Genomic DNA, 16,374 nt, shown 5'->3' with positions numbered 1-16,374 from the left:
CGTCGGTGTACGACGGGATCTTCTCGACGGCGGTGTCGAGTCCGTCCGCGAGCGAGGAGGTCCCGGATGCCACTTTCTGCACGCCGTCCGCGAGCTGCCCGGCGCCGTCCTCGGCACCGGACACCCCGGATGCCACCTGCGCGGCGCCCGAGCTGAGACCCGCCGCGCCCGCGTCGAGCTTCTGCGCGCCGTCGGCGAGCTGGCTCGCGCCGCCGCCGAGGCCGTCGATTCCGCCGGCGATCGTGGTGAGTCCGGTCTGGGACTCACGCAGCCCACCGGCGAGGGCCTTTCCTCCGTCGGCGAGCTTCTGATTCGTGGCGGCGAGCGCCGCGACCCCGGCGGGCAGCTGCGCGGCCTGCCCCGCGAGGCGGCCCGCTTCGGTGACGGCTTCCTGTGTCCGGCCCAAACCCGCGTTCGCCGCGTCGGCGGCGTTCCGCAGGTCGACGCATCGCTGCGCATCCGTCGGCGTGCAGGAATTCGCTGCCGAGGTCAGTGCGGCGGCTGCTGCGGCGAGATCCGCGTTGATCTGCGGCGTGGAGTCCGCGAGCTTCTGTGCCGTGGGTGCGAACCAGTCGGGGATCGCGGAGGAGATGGCCCCGATCTGCTTCGCCAGGGCCGCGTTCCCCTGGGCGATCTCGTCGGTCTTTTCGGCGATGGTGCCGATACCCGACGCCGCCGTCCGCGTCCCTCCCGCCAGCGCCGTCGCGCCACCGGCGAGCTGCGACGCCCCGTCCGCGAGCGGGCCCACGCCGGCGGCGAGCTGCTGCGTTCCGGTCGCGAGCTGCGACGCCCCGTCGGAGAGCTGCCCCAGGCCGTCCTTCAGGCCCGTGGCGCCGTTCGCGGCCTGGCCGGCGCCGTCGGCGAGTTGGTGTGCGCCGGTGGCGGCGTCGCCGAGGTTCTTGCTCAGGTCCGTGAACCCGAGGAACACGTTCGTCAGGTACTGCGACGACAGCGCGCTCCCGAACACGGAGGAGGCGGTGGATGCCAGTTGCGCGGTGATCGCGCCGTCGACGACGCGCGCATCGGGCGCGGTCTCCACGCCGATCGTGGCGCGCTCGGGGGTCTCGCCGGGGCGGGTGGAGAGTGCCGCCGACGTGAAGTTCTCCGGGATCGTGACGACCGCGGTGTACGTGCCGTCCTTGAGGCCGGCCGCTGCGTCCTCGTCGTTCGAGATGACCCAGTCGATGTTGCTCGGCTGGTCGTCCGCGCCCTTGACCAGCCCCCCGGTCAGCTGACGTCCGAGCGGAACGGTCTGCCCGTTGAGCTGCACCGGCTTGTCGTCGTTCACGATCGCGGCGGTGATGTTGTCGAGCCGGTCGGTGGGGTTGTAGAGCGCGCCGACCAGGATGCCGCCGATCACGGCGGGCAGCAGGAGCACGCCGATGAGCGTCAGCCAGGTCACGGGACGGCGCGAGCGGGAGCGCTCGACGGGGACGGTCATGCGAACACCTCGGAAAGGTCGGTGGAGGACTCGGGGGTCGGGCGATGCCGGTGCGGCGAGGGCAGCGCGAGAGACGTCACGCCGGGACGGTGGGCGTCGGCGAGGAGCGCGAGCGCGCGGCGCTCGTCGCGCGCCGACACCACGAGGGTGAACGGGTTCTCCTCGCCCGCGTCGCTCGCGGCCCGCCGGAGTGCGTGGGCGACGTCGGCGCGTGCGTCGGCGTCGAGCCGGTCGACGTCGCACAGGACGGCCAGGCGCGCGCGGCCCGACACGGCACGCCCCACCTCGTTTCCGGCGGCCTCGAGATCGTCGAGGAGCGCCAGCCCGACGCGGGCACGCACCGCCCCGGCCCGCTCGGGGAGCAGGAGCCCGTCGACGCGCAGTCGCCCCTCGACCGCGGAGAGGCGGCCGGCGAGCGCCAGCAGCAGGGGGCGGGTGACGCGCGTCTCACCGGTGACGAGCAGCGTCCCGCCGTAACCGAGGCGCAGGTGGACGTCGGCGAACGCCGGTTCCTCGTCAGCGGACGCCGTGCCGGCGCGCAGGTCGTCCGCAGCGATCGCGATCGCGGTTTCGGTCGGCCAGTCGCGCAGGCCGATCTCGCGCTCGACGGCCTCGCCCTCGACGTCCAGCTTGGGCAGCAGACGGTCGAGCCAGCGTGGCATCCACCAGGCCTTCGCCCCCAGGAGCGCGAGAACCGCGGGAACCAGGGTCATGCGCACGAGGAACGCGTCGACGGCGACGCCGACGGCGAGGCCCAGCGCGATCGGCTTGAGGCTCGAGTCGCCCTCGGGCACGAACGCGACGAACACCGAGAACATGATGACCGCGGCCGCGACGACCACGCGCGCGGAGCCCATGAAACCGCTCCGGACGGCACCGAGCGCCACTTCGCGGGGTGTGCGCCCCTCGCGAGACGCATGCACGTAGTCCTCGCGCATGCGCGAGACGAGGAACACCTGATAGTCCATCGCGAGGCCGAACAGCACGCCCATCACGACGATCGGCATGAAGCTGATGATCGGTCCGACCTTGGCCACGTGCAGCGCATCGGCGAACCAGCCCCACTCGAACACCGCGGCGACGACGCCGAACGACGACGCAACCGACAGCAGGTATCCGGCGGCGGCCGTCAGGGGCACCCAGATCGAGCGGAAGACGATCATGAGGAGGATCAGCGACAGGCCGACGACGAAGATCCCGAACGGCACGAGCGAGGCGCCGAGCTGGTCGGAGATGTCGATCGTGACGGCGGTGTACCCGGTCACGAGGAGGCGCACGCCGAACTGGTCGTACAGGCGGTCCTCGGCGCCGCGGAGCGCGCGGACGAGATCGGCGGTCTTCGGGTCTTCCGGACCCGTCTCGGGCACGATCTGCACGATGCCGGTGTCGGCGGTCTGGTTCGGGGTCGCCAGGGCGATCTTCGCGACGCCCGGGATCTTCGCGACCTCGTCGCCGATGTCGGTCATGAGCTTCACGGGGTCGTTCGACGTGACGATCGTCCCGGTCATGATGAGCGGGCCGTTCGCGCCGGGTCCGAAGTATTCGTCGGTCAGCTCGTACGCCTCGCGCGCCTCGTTGCCGGGCTGCAGCTGGCCCGCGGTGGGGAGTGTGAGGGCGAGGCTCCCGGCGGGAATCGCGGCGACACCCAGGAGCACCACGACCGACACCGACGTGACGACCGGATGCCGCGTGACCAGGCCCACCCACCGGGCGGCGGGGCCGTGCGACCGCTTCTCGACCGTCACGGCCTTCTTCCGGCGCCAGCCGACGACGCGGCCCTTCGCGAAGCCGAGGAACGCCGGGGTGAGCGTCAGCCCGATGCACACGGCGATCGCGACGGCGACCGAGGCGGCGACACCCATGGTCGTCAGGAACGGGATGCCGGCGAACCCGAGGCCGATGAGGGCGATGAGCACCGTGATGCCGGCGAACACCACGGCGGATCCGGCCGTGCCGGTGGCGCGGGCGGCGGACTCCTCGGGGTCCATGCCGCCGCGCACCTGGTCTTGATGTCGGGACACGATGAACAGCGCGTAGTCGATGCCGACCGCGAGCCCGAGCATGACCGCCAGGAGCGGCGTCGTCGACGACACGGTCGCGAACCCGGTCGCGATGAAGATCAACGCGACGGAGAGGGCGACGCCGAGGAGGGCGGTGGCCAGTGGCATCCCGGCCACGAGGAACGACCGGAACGTCAGCATCAGCACGAGGGCGGCGATCACGACGCCGAGGGCCTCGGTCAGGCTCGCGCCGGGGATCTCGGTCGCGAAGAGCTGACCGCCGAGCACCGCCTGCGACCCCGAGGGCAGGGCGGACGCGAGAGCCGTCGTGTCGTCGCGCAAACCGTCCTTGGTGTCGCCCGGAACCGCGGTCGCCTCGCCCGAGAACTGGATGCGGATGATCGCAGCGCGACCGTCGTCGGACACGCCGCCGGAGATGCGCTCGTCGAAGGGGGTCGTGACGGCCTTCACGAAGTCGAGCTTCTCGATGTCGGAAATCGAGGTGCCGATGGCATCCTGATACTTCTGGTCGCGCACGCTCGTGCCGTCGGCCGAGACGACGACGATGTCGGCGCCCGCGCCGCTCACCTGGGGGAAGGTGCGGGACAGCATCTCGAGGCCGGCCTGCGACTCGGTGCCCGGGATCGCGAAGGTGTTGTCGGTGCCCTTCGCGAAGAGGGCCACACCGCCACCGGCGAGGACGAGGATCAGCACCCAGGCCGACAGCACCCGCCACGGGTGACGGAACGACCAGCGACCGAGGGTGTACAGGAAAGTGGACACGGTGGCTGCTCCCGAGATCTGCGGCTTGGTCGATACAGCACCGTATCGGATACAACAATGTATCGTAGTTCGCGGAGGGGGCCACCAACCTGAGTCTCGTCCGTGAACCGAAGGAGCGCGGCATGACCGACACGGCACCGGCGCCGTCGCGGCGTCGAGAGAACACTCGTTCTCGGCTGATGGATGCCGCGGCCCAGCTGTTCGCGGAGGAGGGCATCGATGCGTCGTCCGTCGAGGCCATCTGCGAGCGCGCGGGATTCACCCGTGGGGCGTTCTACTCGAACTTCGGCTCCAAGGAGGAGCTGTTCCTCGCGCTGTGCGAGCGCTCCGCGGAGACGACCATCCGCGCGGTGCGCGAGCGCATCGCCTCCATCGAGAAGAACGATCTGGATGCCGGCAGCGAGATGCGCACGCTCGTGCAGGAAGTGCTGGAGGTCGCCGGGCACGATCGCCTCGACGTCCTGCTGGGCGCGGAGATCCGCGTGCAGGCGCTGCGCAACGCCGACTTCGCCGAGGCCTACCTCGCGCTGGACCGGGGGCTGTCCGAGAACGTGTCGCGGCTCATCAGCGACGTCGCCGACGCCCGCGGTCTCGAGTTGCGCGTGCCGCTCGCCGAGGCGACGGAGCTCCTGCTCTCGACGTGGATCTCGGCGGCCGAGCGCGCGCTCATCACGCGTCGTGACCCCGGGGCCGCGCGGGACGAACTCGCCGAACGCCTCTCGGGCATCATCGCCCTCATCCTCTGATCGTTCAGGACCCCGTTTCGGCCAGGACGGCGTAGCAGCGGGTCAGGCGCTCGAGCCACCAGTCGCGGCGGTCCTCCGGGGCCTCGACCCGGTCCAGGGTCGCGGTCGTCGGGGAGATGCGCGTCAGCGAGAGGGAGCCGTCCCGGGCGTGCAGCGGGTGGGCGACGACGTCGGCGGTGAAAAGGGAGGCCGTCCCGAGGCCGCAGTCGTACTCCAGGTCGGGCAGCGCGGCGGCGAGGGCGAGCCCCATCGAGAGGCCGACCGAGGTGTCCAGCGCGCTGGAGACCACGGCGGGGAGCCCCGCCTCGGCCACGATCGCGAGCGCGGCGCGGATGCCCCCCAGCGGCTGCGCCTTGATCACGAGCAGATCCGCCGCTCCGGCTCGGGCGACGCGCAGCGGGTCGGTGGCCTTGCGCACGCTCTCGTCCGCGGCGATCGGGATGTCGAGGTACTCAATGCGCTCCCGCAGCTGCGCGAGCTCCTCCACCTCGGCGCACGGCTGCTCGACGTACTCCAGATCGAACTCGGCGAGGGCGTGCACCGCCCGCTCGGCCTCGTCGACGTTCCAACCGCCGTTGGCATCGACGCGGATGCGCCCTTCGGGACCCATCGCCGCGCGCACCGCGCGGACCCGGGCGACGTCGTCGGCAAGCGTCTGACCCGCCTCCGCGACCTTCACCTTGGCCGTGCGGCATCCATCGAATCGGGCGAGCACCCCGTCGACCTCGGACGCGGCGACGGCCGGCACCGTCGCATTCACCGCCACCTGCGCGCGGACGGGGGGAGGGGTCGGATGCCACCCGAAGTCGAGCGCCGCCGCGAGCCACGTCGCCGCCTCGGCGTCGCCGTATTCGACGAAGGGCGAGAACTCCGTCCAGCCCTCCGGGCCCTCGAACACGACCGCCTCGCGGGTCTGGATGCCGCGGAAGCGCGTCGCGAGGGGGAGGGCCACGACACGGGCCGTGGCGAGGACGTCGACGAGCGGGGGGAGGGGACTCACCCCTCCATCCTGGCCTCGGTGTCGGACGCCGGGAATAGGCTGGCGACATGCTTTTCGACACCCCGGTCCGGCTCGGCGTCCAGATCCAGCCGCAGCACGTGCAGTACTCCGACATCCGCGACGCCGTCTTCCGTCTGGAAGAGATGGGCGTCGACATCCTCTTCAACTGGGACCACTTCTTCCCGCTGTACGGCGACCCGGACGGGGAGCACTTCGAGTCGTGGACGATGCTCTCGGCGTGGGCCGAGCAGACCGAGCGGGTCGAGTTCGGCGCCCTCGTCAACTGCAACAGCTACCGCAACGCCGACCTGCAGGCCGACATGGCCCGCACGGTCGACCACATCAGCAAGAAGGGCGGCGACACCGGCCGCTTCATCCTCGGCACCGGGTCGGGCTGGTTCCAGCGCGACTACGACGAGTACGGCTACGACTTCGGCACCGCCGGTTCGCGTCTGAACGCCCTCGCGTCGGACCTCGACCGCATCGTCGAGCGCTGGGGCAAGCTGAACCCCGCGCCCACGCGCAAGATCCCCGTCATGATCGGCGGCAAGGGCGAGCAGAAGACGCTGCGCATCGTCGCCCGCCACGCCGACATCTGGCACAGCTTCGTCACGCCCGACGAGGTCACCCACAAGCTCGGCGTGATCGAGCGCTGGGCCGAGACCGAGGAGCGCGACCTGTCCGGGCTCATCGTCTCGAACGAGCTGAAGGACCGCGACGAGACCGACGCCGACGCCCTGTTCGACGCGGGCACGCGCCTGTTCACCCTGGGCTTCTCCGGCCCCGACTGGGACTACTCGCTCGTCGAGCGCTGGCTGGCCTGGCGGGACTCCAAGAACGCCTGAGCCGGTGAGCGTCTCCGAGATCTTCGACCCCGCCGAGTGGACCCTGGCGCCCGGCGCCGAGGAGTACACCGACATCACGGCGCACGTCACCCACGACGGTCGGGTCGCGCGCATCGCGTTCGACCGCCCCGAGGTGCGCAACGCCTTCCGCCCGCACACGGTCGACGAGCTGTACCGCGCCCTCGACATCGCGCGCCAGGACCACCGGATCGGGGTCGTGCTCCTCACCGGCAACGGGCCGAGCCCGAAGGACGGAGGATGGGCCTTCTGCTCGGGTGGCGACCAGCGCATCCGCGGCCGCGACGGCTACAAGTACTCCGATGACGAGACCGCGGTGGCCGACCACGGCCGTGCGGGGCGCCTCCACATCCTCGAAGTGCAGCGTCTCATCCGCTTCATGCCGAAGGTCGTCATCGCGGTCGTCCCCGGGTGGGCGGCGGGCGGCGGGCACTCGCTGAACGTCGTCTGCGACCTGTCGATCGCGAGCGCCGAGCACGGTCGTTTCAAGCAGACGGATGCCGATGTGGGGTCGTTCGACGCCGGTTACGGCTCGGCATACTTCGCGCGGCAGATCGGGCAGAAGTTCGCCCGCGAGATCTTCTTCCTCGCGGAGGAGTACTCCGCGCAGCGCGCGTACGAGATGGGCGCGGTCAATCGCGTCGTGCCGCACGCCGCACTCGAGCGCGAGGCGCTGGCGATGGCGCGCACCATCCTGACGAAGTCGCCGACGGCGATCCGCATGCTCAAGTTCGCGTTCAACGCCGTCGACGACGGGCTCGTCGGCCAGCAGCTGTTCGCCGGCGAGGCCACGCGGCTCGCGTACGGCACCGACGAGGCCGCCGAGGGTCGCGACGCCTTCCTCCAGAAGCGCGACCCCGACTGGTCCGGCATCCCGTGGCACTACTGAATCCCGGACGCATCCCCGGATGCACCCCGGGATGCGACGACCCGGTGCGGTCGTGAAGCTCGAGCGGGTGGCATCCGAGGATCCGCGCGACGTGCTGCGCGCGCTGCGGCACGCCGTCCTGGGAGCGGGGCCGGCCGTGGCACTCGGGGCGGGGGAAGGGCTGCCCGCCGAGGTGCCGGCGGGGACGGCCGTGGTCATCACGACGTCGGGCTCGACCGGGGTGCCGAAGTCGGTGGCGATCGGACGCAACGCGCTGATCGCGAGCGCCTTCGCCACCTCGGCGCGGATCGGCGAGGGAGCGTGGCTGCTCGCCGTTCCCGCCACGTACGTCGCCGGCGTGCAGGTGCTGGTGCGCGCTCTCGTGAACGGCCGGGAGCCGGCCGTCCTCGCGGGGCCGTTCCGTCCCGAACCCTTCGCCGCCGCGGCGCTCGGGATGGCGTCGCACGAGAACGGCGCGCGGGTGCCCACGTACACCTCGCTCGTCCCGGCGCAGCTGCAGCGGCTGCTCGATGCCGCCGACGACGACCCCGAGGTCGCGCGCGCGCTGCGGTCGTTCGAGCGCATCCTCATCGGCGGGCAAGCGCTGCCGGTGTCGCTGCGGGAGCGTGCCGAGGCGGCCGGGGCGCGGATCGTGCGCACGTACGGGTCGACCGAGACCAGCGGCGGCTGCGTCTACGACGGTGTCCCGCTCGACGGTGTCGAGCTCGCGATCGTCGACGGTGAGGTGCGCATCTCCGGTCCGACCCTCGCCGACGGGTACGTCGGCGATCCGGCGCGCACGGCCGAGGTCTTCCCGGCGGATGCCGACGGCACGCGGTGGTACCGCACGGGCGACGGCGGCGACGTCGCCGATGGGGTGCTGCGGATCACGGGGCGCCTCGACAACGTCATCGTCTCGGGTGGGGTGAACGTGTCGTTGGACCGGGTCGAGGCGGCGGTGCGTGGCATCCCGGGTCTGGAGTCCGCCGTCGTGATCCCGATCGAGGATGCGCGCTGGGGCCAGGGGTCCGCCGTCGTGGTCGCGGGGACCGGCACCGACGAGCGGGAGACGCTCGAGCGCGTCCGGGCCGCCGTCGCTGCGGCGATCGGGCCTATCGCACGGCCCGCGCGCGTGATCCCGATCGACGCCCTGCCCCTCCTGGCATCCGGCAAGCCCGATCGCGCCGCCCTGCGGCAACGGTTCGGCTCCGCGAAGAATTAGGCTTTCCCTCCGTGGCAGCACAGTCTCGCAAGCGCTCGCGTCCCGCCCCGAAGCGGCGTCCCGGCGGCAATCCTCAGAAGGCCCACCGTCCCGCGCCCCGCGCCACCCCGGCGACCGCGCGCGACTGGATCGGCGCCGCGCGCCTGCGGACCCTTCCGCTGGCGATCACGCCGGTGCTCATCGGCACCGGTGCCGCGACGCTGGTCGACGACCAGCTCCACTGGGTCATCGCGCTCGCGTGCCTCGCGGTGGCGTTCGCGCTGCAGATCGGCGTGAACTACGCCAACGACTACAGCGACGGCATCCGCGGGACCGACGACGTCCGGGTGGGGCCGGGCCGTCTGACGGGCGGCAAGAAGGCGAAGCCGCGCACGGTGCTGATCGTCGCGCTGTCGTTCTTCGCGCTCGCCGCCGTCATCGGCCTCGCGCTCGTCATCCGCACGGGTCAGTGGTGGCTCATCGCGGTGGGGGCGGTGAGCATCGTCGCCGCGTGGTTCTACACCGGGGGCAAGCGGCCGTACGGCTACAACGCCCTCGGCGAGGTGTTCGTCTTCGTCTTCTTCGGCCTCGTCGCCACGCTCGGCACGACGTGGCTGCAGGTGCAGTCGCTGCCCCAGGAGGCGTGGTTCGGCGCGGTCGCGGCGGGTCTGCTCGCGTGCGCGGTGCTGCTGGCCAACAACCTCCGCGACATCGATCAGGACCGCCTGGCGGGCAAGCGCACGCTCTCGGTGCTCATCGGGCGTCGGGCGACGCAGGTGCTGTTCACGCTGTTCGTCCTGGTGCCCTTCGCCATCGCGGTGTTCCTCGCGCTGGTGTACCCGATCGCGTGGCTGACGCTCATCGCGCTGCTCGGCGGGCTGTCGGCGATCCTCATCGTCTGGACCTACCGCGCGCCCCGCGAGCTCATCGTGGCGCTGCAGGTCACGAGCTTCACCTCGGTCGCGTACGGCGCCGTGCTCTTCTGGGCCTTCGCGGCCTGAGGCTCAGCGCGCCGAATCGAGCTCCAGCCCCGCGAGGAAGGGGTCGACCGCGGCCCAGACGGCGGCGGGGTTCTCGATGTGGGGCAGGTGCCCTGCGGCGGGGATCTCCACGAACGAGGCCCCGGGAACCGCGGCCGCGACGGCGCGTCCGTACGCCGGCGTGACGATGCGGTCGCTCGCCCCGAACACGATCAGGGTCGGCACCGCGATGACGCTGAGGCGGCCCAGGAGCGTCGGGTCGCTCATGCCGACGCCGGTGAGTCGCTTCATCGTGCGACCGTTCGACTGCTGGACGGCCCGCTGCTCGTCCGTGAGGGTAGCCGGGTCGACGTACCCGCGTTCCGGGTCGTGCCATGCTGCTTCGGCGAGTCCGCGGGCATCTAGTGCGAAGAAGTCGGCGATGGGTTCACCGTCGACGACCGCGCCGACTCCGTCGATGTCGACGACCGCGCCGACGGTCCCGGCGTATCGCGCGTCGGTGGCGGCCTGCACGGCCATCTCCAGCGCGATCCACCCGCCGATCGAGGAGCCGACGAGGACGGCTCCGCGCGTGTCCTGCGCGCGCAGCTGTTCGAGGTACGACGTCGCCAGGGCAGCGATGGAGGTGATGTCCTCCGTCAGCGGCGTACCCTCCCAGCCCGGGTGAGTCGGAGCGACGACCCGCAGGGACCCGGCGAGGTGCTGGGAGATCGGGGCGATCGTGCGTGGCCCGCCTCCGCCGTGGAGGACGAGGGCTGTGGCCGAGGGGGATGTGCTCATGGCGGCTCCTATATCAACACGTTTATATAAGTGTGTTGATACGCTAGCATCATGACGGAAGATCTGGAACTGCTCGGTCAGGCGATCAAGCGGGCGCAGTACCGCAATCACCGCGCCATGGACGCCGCGCTCCGCGAGGCGGGCGTCTCGTTGGTGCAGTGGGATGCGCTCCGCGCCGTCGACCGGATGCCGGGAGCGACGGGACACGACCTCGCAGAGGCGACCTTCCAGAGCGATCAGGCCTTCGGCACGCTCGCGGTCCGCCTGCAGGAGAGGGGTCTGATCGAGCGCTCCGCGGGGCGGGGGCGCCGGATCGAGCACCGCCTCACCGAAGCGGGTCGTGAAGCGCTGGATGCGGGGTACCGCATCGTGGCCGAGGTGCTCGACGAGCTGTTCGCTCCGCTGGAGGAATCGGACCGCGCAAGCCTTGCCCGCGTGCTCGGCACACTGACGAGCGCCGACGTTCGCGTCTGACGGGTGCCGTGCCCTTCGCGGCCTGAGCGTCAGCGCTCGGTGGCGGGCCGGTCGTCCGTCGCCGCGTCGACCACCGCGTCCTCGACGTCGGCGTCCCGCTCGGCGCCCGTGCGGTGGTTCGCGGCGCGACGGGCCTCGCGGCGCTCGGCGAGGTCGCCGGTCACCTGATCGAGGGGGCGTCGGAGGAACAGCAGCGACAGACTGAGGCCGATCAGCGCGGCGAACACCGCGGCCAGCCAGGGCAGTTCCTGGAAGACCGGGAACAGCAGCAGGATGCCGAGCGGCACCACGAACGCGAGAAGACGCAGCACCGTGTAGACCAGGGCGGAACGGGCACGCATACCCCCACTCTACGACCGGTTCACGGCACCCCGCTGCCCGGCCGTCGCCCAGGCAGCGCCGGTAGAATCGAGGCATGGCACGCCTGCTGCTGATCCTGGCGCTCGTGGCGACCGCGTTCTGGGTCTACACGATCGTCGATTGCGCCGTTCAACCGGCCTCCCGCCATCGCGGGGTCAGCAAGCCCGCGTGGATGGTGATCGTGATCCTGCTGCCCGTGCTGGGTGGCATCCTGTGGTTCCTCATCGGCCGAGGTCGTGCGAGCGACCCCGTGCTCCGACGTGCTCCCGACGACGATCCCGAGTTCCTCGGTCGGCTGTCCGCCCGAGACCGTGCCGAGCAGGACGAGCGCATCCGCCGCCTCGAGGAAGAGCTCGCGCAGCTCGACTCCGAGGGCGACGACCCGCGGGATTCGCGGCCCGCGCCGAAGCCCGACAGCGACGACCCCGGCGGCAAGCCGGGCGACGACGACACCCGCGGTCAGCGCGGCGCCGTCGGCTGACCGTGGCACCGGTCGAGGGGGGCGCTCACGCCCCGGCCACCGACGCGGCCGCGGCGCTGCTGGCGGGACTCGTGTCGCGCGGGGTGCGGCACCTCGTCGTGAGTCCCGGATCGCGGTCGCAGGCGCTCGCGCTCGTCGCAGCGGAGTTGGAGCGCGCGGGGCTCGTGCGTCTGCACGTCCGCATCGACGAACGCGTCGCCGGGTTCACCGCGCTCGGCATCGGCCGTGAGACCGGGATGCCCGCCGCGGTGATCTGCACGTCGGGCACGGCGGTGGCGAACCTGCTCCCCGCCGCCCTCGAGGCGCACCACTCCGGCATCCCGCTGCTGCTGCTGACGGCCGATCGTCCGCCCGAACTCCGCGGCGTCGGCGCGAACCAGACGACCCGTCAGCCGGGTCTTTTCCACTCCGCCGCGCGGTTCGAGGCCGACCTCTCCGTCCCCGAGGCGGTGGATCCGGATGCCACTGACCCCCAGACCGACGCCTTCGACGCCGTGGCGGCGACGGCGCTCGCCGCGGCGCTCGGTGAGGGTACCCGTCCGGCCGGTCCCGTCCACCTGAACGTGCCGCTGCGCGAGCCGCTCGCGGGGGCCGCTCCGGCATGGTTGGTCGATCGCGCGACGCGACCGGCGCCGGTGGACGACGTGCCCGACGAAGAGGCATCCGGTGCTCTGTACCAGGGTGGGGGCGGGATCGGTGTGGCCGACGTCGCGCCGGAACCCGAGGCGGCGTTCGTGCTCGAGCCGGGGCCGCGGACGATCGTCGTGGCGGGAGCGGATGCCGGTCCCGCAGCCGAGGACCTCGCCCATCGCGGCGGCTTGCCGCTGGTGGCCGAGATCGTGAGCGGCGCCCGCTTCGGTCGGCACGTCGTGCACTCGTACCGCGCGCTCCTGCGCGAGCCCGAACTCGGTGGTCGCGTCGAGCGCGTCGTGGTGTTCGGTCATCCGACGCTCAGCCGCGAGGTCGCGCAGCTCCTCGGCCGCGACGACATCGAGGTGATCGCGGTGCGCGGTCCGGGTGAGCCCGTCAACCTCAACGGTGCGACGCACGCCGTGGACGCGGTCCGCGCCGACGGTGCAGCCGACCGCGAGTGGCTGGGGGAGTGGATGCGAGCGTCGCGCGCCGCGGCCGTCGATCTCAGCCCGCCCGCGCCGGACGCCGACGGACTGTCGTCCGCTGTGCCGCACGAACGTCTGGGCGCGATCAACGCGGAGGTCGCGGTGGTGCGCGCGCCGGTCGACCGGGCGACTCTGGTCGACGCCCTGTGGCGCGCGACGTGGCCGCACGACCGGCTGGTGTTCGGGTCGTCGCGTCTCGTGCGGGTCGCCGACGAGCTGCTGGGCGGCAAGAAGGTGGCCGTGCACGCCAACCGCGGACTCGCCGGCATCGACGGCACGATCGCCACGGCGATGGGTGTCGCCTCGGCCAGTCAGGAGGGCGACCGGCCCGGCGTGACGCGGGTGCTGCTCGGCGACCTCGCGTTCCTCCACGACGTGGGTGGACTGCTGCTGCCGCCCGGCGAGCACGAACCCCGCCTGCAGGTGGTCGTCGGGAACGACGGCGGCGGCACGATCTTCGACGGCCTCGAGGTGGCCGGCGTCGCGGGCGCCGACGCGATGGAGCGCGTGCAGTACACGCCCCAGGACGTCCGGCTCGAGCAGCTCGCGCTCGCGTACGGCTGGGAGTACCTCCGCGTGACGACGCGCGTCGCGCTCGACCAGGCGCTCACCGCTCCCGTGGGCGGCCGACAGCTCATCGAGGTTCCGCTCGACCGCTGAGCCGGGTTCGTCAACCTCTTGGCGCGGAACTCGCGTGCGCGGCACGATGTGGCGATGAGTTCGCACAACCGCTGGACCACGCCCGCCGCCGAAGCCCTCACCGTCTCGCCGGGATTCCGTCTCGCCGACGTCGACCCCCGCGCGACGCCCGGCTACGACGGCGACAAGGACCAGGGCAGGGCCGACCTCGAGGCGGGCGTCGCCCCCCTCGCCGATCTGCAGGAGCGCCTCTTCGCGCAGAGCGTCGCCGGCACCGCGACCCGCTCCGTGCTGCTCGTGCTGCAGGCGATGGACACCGCGGGCAAGGGCGGCATCGTCAAGCACGTCGTCGGGGCCGTCGACCCGCAGGGCGTCGAGCTGGCCTCGTTCAAGAAGCCCACCGCCGAGGAGCTGTCGCACGATTTCCTCTGGCGCATCCGCAAGCGTCTCCCGGATGCCGGGCGCCTGGGCGTCTTCGACCGCTCGCACTACGAGGACGTGCTCATCGGACGCGTCCGTCAGCTCGCCCCGGCCGACGAGATCGAGCGCCGCTACGGTGCGATCGTCGCGTTCGAGGCCGAGGCGGCGGAGCTCGGCATCCGTGTCGTGAAGGTCATGCTGCACATCTCGAAGGACGAGCAGCGCGAGCGACTGGCATCCCGTCTCGATCGTCCCGACAAGCACTGGAAGTACAACCCGTCCGACGTCGACGAGCGCGCCCTCTGGGACGAGTACATGGATGCCTACCAGGTGGCGCTCGAACGCACCTCGACGCCGCTCGCGCCGTGGCACGTCGTCCCCGCCGACCGCAAGTGGTACGCGCGACTCGCCGCGCAGCAGCTGCTCATCGACGCTCTGACCGACATCGATCCGCAGTGGCCCGCGGCCGACTACGACGTCGCGACGGAGCGCCGGCGGCTGGCGGAGTCCTAGACGAAGTCCTAGGCCAGCGCCTCGACGATCGGGCGGAACTTCACGCGCGTCTCGAGCAGCTCGGACTCCGGCACGCTGTCGGCGACGATGCCCGCACCCGCGTAGGCGGTGATGGGCGCCGTCGGCGAGGAGGGGGCGGCGGGGTCGATCTGCGCGCAGCGCAGCGCGATCGCCCACTCGCCGTCGCCCGATGCGCCGATCCAGCCGACGGCTCCGGCGTAGCGGCCGCGGTCGAAGGGCTCGAGGTGGCGGATGACATCCATCGCGACGGTCGTCGGGGTGCCCGCGACCGCGGCGGTCGGGTGCAGCACGGTGATCAGGTCGAGGGCGGATGCCGCTTCCGACAGCTCGCCCTCGACGTCGGTGGCGAGGTGCCACACGTTGGGGAGCTTGAGCGTGAAGGGCTGTTCGGCGGCTGCGAGGGCCGAGGTGTGCGGACGGAGGGCGGAGAGGACGCTCTGCACCGCGAACCGGTGCTCCTCCTGGTCTTTGGTGCTCTCGGTGAGGGCGAGGGCGGCGGCGACGTCGCTGTCGGCGTCGCCGCCGCGCGCCGTGGTGCCGGCCAGGACTCGGGCGGTCACCGTGCCGCGCGAGACCGTGACCAGGGTCTCGGGGCTCGCGCCGATGAGGCCGTCGACGGCGAAGACCCAGCAGTCGGGGTAGCCCTCGAGGAGCGACCGCACGAGGCGTCGCCGGTCCGAGCCCGCGGGGATCGTGCCGACGATGTCTCGCGCGAGCACGACCTTGCGCACCTCGCCGAGGCGGATCGCCTCGACGGCGTGATGGACGGCCTCCTGGTAGCCCTCGGCGGTCTGGCGGCCGGGGCCGAGTGTGGCCGACCAGTGGGGTCCGAAGGGGGAGCGGGGCGGCAGATCGGGTTCCGGCTCGTCCGGGGTGTCGGCGAAGGCCAGTCGGGTGACCCACGCGCGGCCGCCGTGGCGTCCCACGATCGTGCCGGGGACCCGCAGGACGCTCTCCCGCTGTGAGCGGGGGTCGAAGACGAAGGAGCCGAACGCGACGAGACCCGTGCCGGGGAGGTTCACCGGGTCATCGACCTCGGCGGCCGCGGCGATCTGCCGCCAGCGGTCGGCGATCGTCGTGTCACCAGGCTGAGCGCCGGTGTAGCGGATCGTCAGGAGGTCGCCGAAACCCGCGAGGGACTCTCCGCGGCGACTCCAGAACAGCGGGTCGTAGCCGGTGGTGTAGTCGAGCACGTCGTCCATCGGCGGCAGTTCCCGCGTGACGACGCGCAGACGAGGCACGGTGTCGTCCGCCGGTTGCTGCACCTTCCCACAGTAGACCGCGACTTAGACTCGCGGCATGACCTCCCGTCCCGCACCCGGCACCCGGCTCGTGTTCCGCTGGCGGAAGTGGGACGGCTCGCCGCACTGGGAGCAGGACTGCGTCTACCTCGGCTCCGACAGCTGGGGCGACTGGTTCGGGCAGCAGATCGGGTGGCGGAGCGTCCGTCCGGGCCGCGAGTTCGTGTGCCGCGAGCCCAACGTGACGCTGGTTCCGGCGAGCGGCGACTGGGCCTTCACGCACAACGCGGCCCCGCACCCGGTGGCCGTCTACATCGACCTGGCGTGGGACGCCGGCTGGGACGACGACGGGAACCCGGTCGGCATCGACATGGATCTCGACGTCGTGCGCCGCACCGACGAGCGCGGCACGTGGATCGACGACCGCGACGAGTGGGACGAGCAC

At 72.0% G+C, this 16,374-nt stretch carries 16 protein-coding genes; 10 read left to right on the top strand and 6 right to left on the bottom strand.

The genetic code is table 11. From position 1 onward, the window contains the following. Positions 1-1,441: YhgE/Pip domain-containing protein (locus I5G_RS03835; protein ID WP_022877873.1), on the bottom strand; the 1,441-nt coding region annotated here is incomplete at its 3' end. Next, positions 1,438-4,224 (bottom strand): MMPL family transporter, encoded by a 2,787-nt coding sequence (locus tag I5G_RS03830; protein ID WP_026095626.1) that lies wholly within the window; start codon positions 4,222-4,224, stop codon positions 1,438-1,440. The genes I5G_RS03830 and I5G_RS03835, both read right to left, overlap by 4 nt. Before the next feature lie 122 nt (positions 4,225-4,346). Between I5G_RS03830 and I5G_RS25125 the strand changes: the two genes are divergently transcribed. Then, positions 4,347-4,970, top strand: coding sequence for a TetR/AcrR family transcriptional regulator (locus I5G_RS25125; RefSeq protein ID WP_022877871.1), 624 nt, complete (start codon positions 4,347-4,349; stop codon positions 4,968-4,970). 4 nt (positions 4,971-4,974) lie between these two features. Here the strand turns inward: I5G_RS25125 and I5G_RS03820 are convergent, their stop codons facing one another. Beyond that, on the bottom strand, positions 4,975-5,970 hold the full coding sequence (locus I5G_RS03820) for an o-succinylbenzoate synthase (RefSeq protein WP_022877870.1): 996 nt from the start codon (positions 5,968-5,970) through the stop codon (positions 4,975-4,977). Positions 5,971-6,017: 47 nt separating this feature from the next. Here I5G_RS03820 and I5G_RS03815 point away from each other — a divergent pair, with 47 nt between their 5' ends. From I5G_RS03815 to I5G_RS03800, 4 genes are read left to right on the top strand one after another with little or no spacing between them, the layout of a single operon-like run. Continuing rightward, a complete protein-coding gene (locus tag I5G_RS03815; RefSeq protein WP_022877869.1) occupies positions 6,018-6,815 on the top strand; it encodes an LLM class F420-dependent oxidoreductase in 798 nt (265 codons plus the stop codon). 4 nt (positions 6,816-6,819) lie between these two features. After that, the gene (locus I5G_RS03810) at positions 6,820-7,722 is read left to right on the top strand and encodes a 1,4-dihydroxy-2-naphthoyl-CoA synthase (RefSeq protein WP_022877868.1); all 903 of its coding nucleotides are present in this window, start codon (positions 6,820-6,822) and stop codon (positions 7,720-7,722) included. A gap of 52 nt (positions 7,723-7,774) precedes the next feature. Further along, positions 7,775-8,923 carry an AMP-binding protein gene (locus I5G_RS03805; RefSeq protein WP_026095625.1) on the top strand — a complete coding sequence of 383 codons (1,149 nt, stop codon included), beginning with the start codon at positions 7,775-7,777 and terminating at the stop codon, positions 8,921-8,923. 11 nt (positions 8,924-8,934) lie between these two features. Continuing rightward, positions 8,935-9,903: a 1,4-dihydroxy-2-naphthoate polyprenyltransferase gene (locus tag I5G_RS03800; RefSeq protein ID WP_022877866.1), complete on the top strand. Its 969-nt coding sequence runs from the start codon at positions 8,935-8,937 to the stop codon at positions 9,901-9,903. A gap of 3 nt (positions 9,904-9,906) precedes the next feature. Here I5G_RS03800 and I5G_RS03795 read toward each other — a convergent pair whose 3' ends face one another. Beyond that, a complete protein-coding gene (locus I5G_RS03795) occupies positions 9,907-10,662 on the bottom strand; it encodes an alpha/beta fold hydrolase (RefSeq protein ID WP_022877865.1) in 756 nt (251 codons plus the stop codon). Positions 10,663-10,713: 51 nt separating this feature from the next. Here I5G_RS03795 and I5G_RS03790 point away from each other — a divergent pair, with 51 nt between their 5' ends. After that, positions 10,714-11,136, top strand: a complete 423-nt coding sequence (locus I5G_RS03790; protein ID WP_022877864.1) for a MarR family winged helix-turn-helix transcriptional regulator — start codon at positions 10,714-10,716, stop codon at positions 11,134-11,136. A gap of 29 nt (positions 11,137-11,165) precedes the next feature. On the opposite strand, the gene I5G_RS03785 is transcribed toward I5G_RS03790, so the two are convergent. Beyond that, on the bottom strand, positions 11,166-11,477 hold the full coding sequence (locus I5G_RS03785) for a DUF4229 domain-containing protein (RefSeq protein WP_022877863.1): 312 nt from the start codon (positions 11,475-11,477) through the stop codon (positions 11,166-11,168). A gap of 74 nt (positions 11,478-11,551) precedes the next feature. Between I5G_RS03785 and I5G_RS03780 the strand changes: the two genes are divergently transcribed. Genes I5G_RS03780 through I5G_RS03770 form a run of 3 tightly spaced genes read left to right on the top strand, consistent with a single transcriptional unit; the run spans position 11,552 to position 14,667 of the window. Beyond that, positions 11,552-11,977, top strand: a complete 426-nt coding sequence (locus tag I5G_RS03780; protein WP_022877862.1) for a PLD nuclease N-terminal domain-containing protein — start codon at positions 11,552-11,554, stop codon at positions 11,975-11,977. A gap of 2 nt (positions 11,978-11,979) precedes the next feature. Continuing rightward, positions 11,980-13,755, top strand: a complete 1,776-nt coding sequence (menD, locus tag I5G_RS03775) for a 2-succinyl-5-enolpyruvyl-6-hydroxy-3-cyclohexene-1-carboxylic-acid synthase (RefSeq protein WP_022877861.1) — start codon at positions 11,980-11,982, stop codon at positions 13,753-13,755. Positions 13,756-13,809: 54 nt separating this feature from the next. Further along, the gene (locus I5G_RS03770) at positions 13,810-14,667 is read left to right on the top strand and encodes a polyphosphate kinase 2 family protein (protein WP_022877860.1); all 858 of its coding nucleotides are present in this window, start codon (positions 13,810-13,812) and stop codon (positions 14,665-14,667) included. Between the two features lie 8 nt (positions 14,668-14,675). On the opposite strand, the gene I5G_RS03765 is transcribed toward I5G_RS03770, so the two are convergent. Next, positions 14,676-15,890, bottom strand: a complete 1,215-nt coding sequence (locus I5G_RS03765; RefSeq protein ID WP_051038597.1) for an isochorismate synthase MenF — start codon at positions 15,888-15,890, stop codon at positions 14,676-14,678. Positions 15,891-15,987: 97 nt separating this feature from the next. Here I5G_RS03765 and I5G_RS03760 point away from each other — a divergent pair. Beyond that, positions 15,988-16,374, top strand: a 387-nt coding sequence (locus I5G_RS03760; RefSeq protein ID WP_022877874.1) for a DUF402 domain-containing protein, incomplete at its 3' end; no start/stop codon positions are given.

The organism is Microbacterium sp. B19, assembly GCF_000333395.1.
Taxonomy (GTDB): Bacteria; Actinomycetota; Actinomycetes; order Actinomycetales; family Microbacteriaceae; genus Microbacterium.
Note: the sequence above shows the minus strand (reverse complement) of the source record. Positions and strands in the feature narration are given on the sequence as shown.

Coding starts and splice junctions, on each gene's coding strand:
- I5G_RS25125 (WP_022877871.1), top strand. CDS start 4,347: ATGACCGACACGGCACCGGCGCCGTCGCGGCGTCGAGAGAACACTCGT.
- I5G_RS03815 (WP_022877869.1), top strand. CDS start 6,018: ATGCTTTTCGACACCCCGGTCCGGCTCGGCGTCCAGATCCAGCCGCAG.
- I5G_RS03795 (WP_022877865.1), bottom strand. CDS start 10,662: ATGAGCACATCCCCCTCGGCCACAGCCCTCGTCCTCCACGGCGGAGGC.
- I5G_RS03790 (WP_022877864.1), top strand. CDS start 10,714: ATGACGGAAGATCTGGAACTGCTCGGTCAGGCGATCAAGCGGGCGCAG.
- I5G_RS03785 (WP_022877863.1), bottom strand. CDS start 11,477: ATGCGTGCCCGTTCCGCCCTGGTCTACACGGTGCTGCGTCTTCTCGCG.
- I5G_RS03780 (WP_022877862.1), top strand. CDS start 11,552: ATGGCACGCCTGCTGCTGATCCTGGCGCTCGTGGCGACCGCGTTCTGG.
- I5G_RS03770 (WP_022877860.1), top strand. CDS start 13,810: ATGAGTTCGCACAACCGCTGGACCACGCCCGCCGCCGAAGCCCTCACC.
- I5G_RS03765 (WP_051038597.1), bottom strand. CDS start 15,890: ATGGACGACGTGCTCGACTACACCACCGGCTACGACCCGCTGTTCTGG.